Below are 5,060 nucleotides of genomic sequence, written 5' to 3'. Positions count from 1 at the left end.
TGTAGCGCGACGATTACGGAGTCCGGTCGGCGTCAATTTTGATGGCCGATAGGTGGCCGCGCCGGTTGGTGAATTCTGGCTACCATTTGCTGTTGCGAGGAGCAACCGTCGAGCGACAATTACGACGCTGGGTAATTGTCGCTGGCGCTGGCCGGAAGCGAGGGTTTGAAGCGCATGGGATGGTTGGCATGTAATTGCCGCTGGCGACAATTACCCGTTGCCTCAGCAAGGGTGCTCCCGAGCGCGAAGCCAGCGACAATTATGATGGCCGGTCCGGGGCGCCATTGGGCGGGTCGTAATCGCCGGCGTTGATGCGGGCGACGGCGGAACGCTTGCGGTAGCTTTCGCCGTTCATCTCGATGATGGTCGAGTGGTGCACGAGGCGGTCGATCGCGGCGACAGCCATGGCGGGATCAGGGAAGACGTTGTCCCATGCCGAAAATGGCTGGTTGGCGGTAATGGCGAGCGAGTGGCGTTCGTAGCGGTGGGCGATGAGCTCGAACAAGGCGCTGGTTTCGACCTGGTCCTTGCGGACGTAGGACAGATCGTCGAGCACGATGAGATCGAACTTGTCGAGCTTGTCGAGCATGGCGGGCAAGCTGAGGTCGCGGCGCGCGGACTGGAGCTTCTGGACCATGTCGGTGGTGGAGCAGAACAGGACGCGCCGCCCCGTGTCGATGAGGGCATGGCCAATGGCGGCAACTGCGTGCGTCTTGCCGGTCCCGCTCTGGCCGAACAGCAGCAGGTTGCCGCCGTTCTCGATCCAGTCGTCACCGGCGGCGAGGGACAAGAGGTGCGGTTTGCGGATGCCGGGGGCGGCGTCGAAATCGAAGGTGGCGAAGGTCTTGCCTGCGGGCAAGCCGGACTGGTCGCGATGGCGCTGGATGCGCCGGGAGGAGCGATCAGCCATCTCGATCTCGAGAAGCGAGGCCAGCAGGTTGGCGGCCGGCCAGCCATCGCGATCGGCGGTGTCGGTGAGGTGCTTCCAGTTGCGGTTGATGCTCGGCAGGCGCAAGGCCTTGAGCAGGGTAGGCAGTACGGCGGCGGCCTGATCCTTGGTGCGGGTCATCAGTGCACCTCCCCGCTGGCGATCAGGCTGTTGTAGCTGTGCAGATCGGGTGGCGGGATAGCGACATCGCGCTGCGATCTTGCGGTTGGCAGGAACTCGTCCCTGAGCGCATCGACATCGGGCAAGCGCCCGCTGTCGAGAGCCTCATCGATCCGCCGGGCCAGCACGTCGACACAGTCGCCCCTGGCGGCGATATCGAGCAGCGCGACGGCATCGCGGCAGGCCTGCCGTCCATCGAGTTGGGCATCGAAGGCTTGCCAGGCCCGCCGGTAGGCGTGATCGGGGAAGAGGGCTTCGCGGTAGACGAGGTTGCGCAGTGCACCGGGCTTGCGGCGCAGGTTACCGATCATGTGCCGGAAATCGATGCTATGCCCCCGGTGGGGATGACTGATCCGCACACGCGGCGTGGACATTACCCTGTCTGGACCGAGGAAGAGCTCGATGCGATCGTCAAAGAGATGCGCGTTGAGGCGCCGTCCGACGAGGCGGGAAGGCACCGAATAGGTAACCCGATCGATGGCGACGGTGCCGTTGCGGGTGACATCGACGGTGACCATGGCGAAATCGGTGGTTCGCCTTGCGGGCAGCGCCTTGAGTACCCTGCGTTCTGCATCGATGCGCGCAGCATGTCGCCGGTTCTGTCTGGCGACCTGCGCCTCAACGAACTCGCGCCAGGCCTCGATGCTAACGAAATCGCGGCTGCCCCGCCGGCGTAAGGCCTGATCGAGCCGTCGCTTGAGATGGGCATGGGGACCTTCGATCGATCCGTTCTCGTGCGCCTCGCCGCGGTTGTTGCGGGTAGCAAGCATGCCGTAATGACGACACAGCTCGTCATAGCTTCGGGTGAAATCCCGCTGCGCATCGGCGTTGAGGTTTTTGTAGGCGGCTGACAGGGAATCGCTGCGGTGTTCGGCCGGCGCACCGCCCAGCTTCCACAACGCATCCTGCAGGTGCTCCGAAAGGGCGGCAAAGCTCTCCCCGCCCAGCACGACAGCCGCATGCTCCCAGCCACTCGCCGCCAAGCGGAAGTGGTAGAGGCGATAGGCCAGGGTCTCGCCGGCAACAGTGACCTTGAGACTGTCGCATACCGTGAAATCCGACAGGCCCTGCCGACCGGGCTCATGATGCTGCGGGAAGAAGATCTCCTTCTCGCCGCCGTGCAGTGCCCGCCAGCGGGCGATCCGGCGTTCCAGTGTTCGTCGTATCGCATCGGGAACAGCATCCTCGCCGAACTCGTCCTGGAGCGTCTCGAAGACCGTGACGGCAATGATACCGTCGATCTGGAGCAACTCCTCTATACGTGGCCAGAATGGCTCGAGCGGATCGGCGCGGGTGCGCCAGTGGCGCTCCTTCTTCTTCTGGGACGGAAGCTGCGGATCGTTCTCGATCCGGCGTGCGCTGCGTTCGCTGATACCGGCCTTGGCAGCCGCGACGGCCTGGGTGTGTTGGCGACGATGGGTCATGAAGAGAAATACCTGCTGATCGGAAATGTGGTGGCCCGGCATCGCAAACCCATCGCTCGTTGTTCGATGAGTGTTCCGATACCACCGCCCGCCACAGCCCCGATCTGCCCCCCGAAAGAAGGGGAAAAAGATCGCCACCGGTTGTCTGGTCCGCTCTCCGGTCGGGGCTGCGCCCCTCCCTACGATCAGACCAGACAACCGATCCTACCGGCCATCATAGTCGCCGCTCAACCGGCCATCGTAGTTGTCGCCGCGCAGTCGATCAAGGTTTCAGGATTACCGACGAGGCCGAAGCCGCCTGACATGATTGTCATGCCTTCGCTCAACAGCCCTGATAAAGCCTGCTCGGCGCTGCCATATATTTTGCTATCCAACTCGCCGCCTTCCTCTCAAGCCGCCGCGCGCGGCCGTCTCCATAAAGTCTCCAAGAGCGATCCCAGCTGTGCGCGACATCAGGGCTGCAGACCGTGAAACGCCTCGATAATGATGCGTTCGACATCGTCGGCCGAGGCGATCCTGGGGTTTGGATAGCTGCCCGCGCTGGCCAGTTCCGCGGCATGCCGAATATCGGATTGCGCCATTCCCAAACTAGCAAGCGACTGCTTTGGGCACGTTTTCCGGCGAAGATCGTAAAGACACCGTCCTGCGTCGCTTGCCGCCAAGCCGCCCAACGCCATCGCCACGCGCGCCATCGCGCCAGGCGCGGCGCTCGCGTTGAACTCGGCGACATACGGAAGGACGATCGCATGAACATCGGCATGCGGCAGATCGAACGTACCCCCAAGCGTGTGGCAAATCTTATGATGGAGGCCCATGCCAACCATGCCGAGTGTCGCGCCGGCGAGCCAAGCGCCATAGAGCGTCGAAGAGCGCGCGCCGATGTCGTTCGGCGTCTCAATCGATTTCGGAAGGCCCTGTCCGATCGCCCGGATCGCCTCCTCCGCCATTAGCGACGTGATGGGATTGGCTTCCGGCGCGTAAAGAGCTTCAACCGCGTGCGCGATCGCATTGAGCCCGGACGGCCCGGTAATAGAAGCCGGCAGCGACACCAGCAGCTCCGGATCGTAAATGACCGTTTTCGGCAGTACCGCCTTGTCGCGCCCCGTGACCTTTCGCCGATCCTTCGTCATTCCCCAAATCGGGGTCATTTCGGAGCCTGCATAGGTCGTAGGGACCGCCACGATCGGAAGGCCGTCTTCAAGCGCTAGAGCCTTGGCGAGACCCGTCGTCGATCCACCGCCGATTGCGACCGTGCAATCGGCCAAGCTCTTTAGCGCCACGTCTCGACAGGCGACGACGGTCTCGAATGGGACGTGCATCAGGGCGCCATCGAAGATTCCGGCACTACGATCGCCGAGCATCGCGTTGATCCGCTCGGCCAAATCGCGCTGAGGCGGCGTGCAGATGATCAGCGCACGACTGAAACCAAGCCGCGTAAGCTCATCGCCGAGCGAAGCCAGGCTACCCGGCGCGAATATCGTTCGTCCTGGATTGGCCTCGTAAGTGAAACTCAATTGCATCTCAATCTCTCACGCCCTTGATCTTGGCTCGAGCCAGCCCGGCCGCCGCCATGCGGACCAGCGCTCAATGGCCCGCGGTAAAAGGTTCGATCCGGCAACACGCCGGATCGCTTTGTTGTCGTTGGATGGAAGATGCGTCGCCGCTCAAAGGCGGCTCACGAAACCGCTCAGGCGGCTTGCGCCTTTTCCGTCGCTTTCGGGATCACGAAGTCCACTTCGACGATGCGCACACCGTCTTCCACCTTCTCGGCGACAACATGCTCCTCGCAAACGTCCTCGCAGCAATCGTCTTCGACGTACGCGCCGCCTTCGAAGTAGGCCTGACTGATGTGTGTATGCATGCCAGGGGCCGAGATCTTGTAATGGACATGAGCTGGCCTCCAGGAGTGCCGCCCCATCGCCGTGAGCAGCGCACCGGTGGGCCCTTCGTTAGGAATTTGGTACGGGATCGGCATGATCGACCGCACGTTGTAGCGGCCATCAGCGTCAGTGACGATCTTGCCGCGATAATAGTGCGGCGGAATTCCATCATGAATACCGCTATACCGGCCTTCCGGGGTCGAATGCCAAACGTCGATCGTGGCACGCGCGAGCGGCCGCCCATCCATCCCGGTCACTCGACCGCGCAGCTGCATCGCAGTGTGGTGCTGATCCTCGTCGCGCATTGGAAGGCGGTCCGTGACGACAGCCGCATTCTCCAGATAATAAGGACCTTCCAGCGAAGGCTTAGAGCCTCCCATCAGTTTGCCCTCGATTTTCACGATCGTCGTGTTGAAGAAGACGTCCATCAGTAGCGGCACGTCGTTCTTTTCGAAGGCATCAAGCAGAAACGCCAGCGCCACCCTGTATTCGTCGAACGTCACATCGTGCTTGAACAGAGCCGCGCGCACTCCATCCACGATATCGCTGACCACTGCGTTTATACGAGCTTCGTCTGCCATTTTCCGATCCTCCAAGGAGATCCGTTTCTATTCTCAAGAACCAATATTTTACACCCGAGACATTTTT

The 5,060-nt window shown here is 62.1% G+C and carries 5 protein-coding genes; all 5 read right to left on the bottom strand.

Annotation, left to right across the window (positions count from 1 at the left end; all coding sequences use genetic code 11):
* Positions 1–259 precede the first annotated feature (259 nt).
* Positions 260–1,069, bottom strand: coding sequence for an IS21-like element helper ATPase IstB (gene istB, locus RLDS_RS31305; RefSeq protein ID WP_020818758.1), 810 nt, complete (start codon positions 1,067–1,069; stop codon positions 260–262).
* Complete coding sequence (istA, locus tag RLDS_RS31300; protein ID WP_020818759.1) at positions 1,069–2,574, bottom strand: IS21 family transposase; 1,506 nt, start codon at positions 2,572–2,574, stop codon at positions 1,069–1,071. The genes istB and istA overlap by 1 nt, the downstream gene beginning before the upstream one ends.
* Before the next feature lie 185 nt (positions 2,575–2,759).
* Positions 2,760–2,906 carry a CoA-transferase gene (locus tag RLDS_RS55055; RefSeq protein WP_021224464.1) on the bottom strand — a complete coding sequence of 49 codons (147 nt, stop codon included), beginning with the start codon at positions 2,904–2,906 and terminating at the stop codon, positions 2,760–2,762.
* Positions 2,907–2,984: 78 nt separating this feature from the next.
* A complete protein-coding gene (locus RLDS_RS31295; RefSeq protein ID WP_020818760.1) occupies positions 2,985–4,052 on the bottom strand; it encodes a maleylacetate reductase in 1,068 nt (355 codons plus the stop codon).
* 167 nt (positions 4,053–4,219) lie between these two features.
* Positions 4,220–4,993 (bottom strand): dioxygenase family protein, encoded by a 774-nt coding sequence (locus RLDS_RS31290; RefSeq protein WP_021224463.1) that lies wholly within the window; start codon positions 4,991–4,993, stop codon positions 4,220–4,222.
* Positions 4,994–5,060: the final 67 nt, after the last annotated feature.

This window comes from Sphingobium lactosutens DS20 (assembly GCF_000445105.1).
In the GTDB taxonomy this organism is placed as follows: domain Bacteria; phylum Pseudomonadota; class Alphaproteobacteria; order Sphingomonadales; family Sphingomonadaceae; genus Sphingobium; species Sphingobium lactosutens.
This window is presented reverse-complemented; position numbering and strand designations above follow the sequence as displayed.

What these genes read in the sequence shown, in the direction of transcription:
- istA (WP_020818759.1), bottom strand. Translation starts at nt 2,574, where the DNA reads ATGCCGGGCCACCACATTTCCGATCAGCAGGTATTTCTCTTCATGACC.
- RLDS_RS31290 (WP_021224463.1), bottom strand. Translation starts at nt 4,993, where the DNA reads ATGGCAGACGAAGCTCGTATAAACGCAGTGGTCAGCGATATCGTGGAT.
- RLDS_RS31295 (WP_020818760.1), bottom strand. Translation starts at nt 4,052, where the DNA reads ATGCAATTGAGTTTCACTTACGAGGCCAATCCAGGACGAACGATATTC.
- istB (WP_020818758.1), bottom strand. Translation starts at nt 1,069, where the DNA reads ATGACCCGCACCAAGGATCAGGCCGCCGCCGTACTGCCTACCCTGCTC.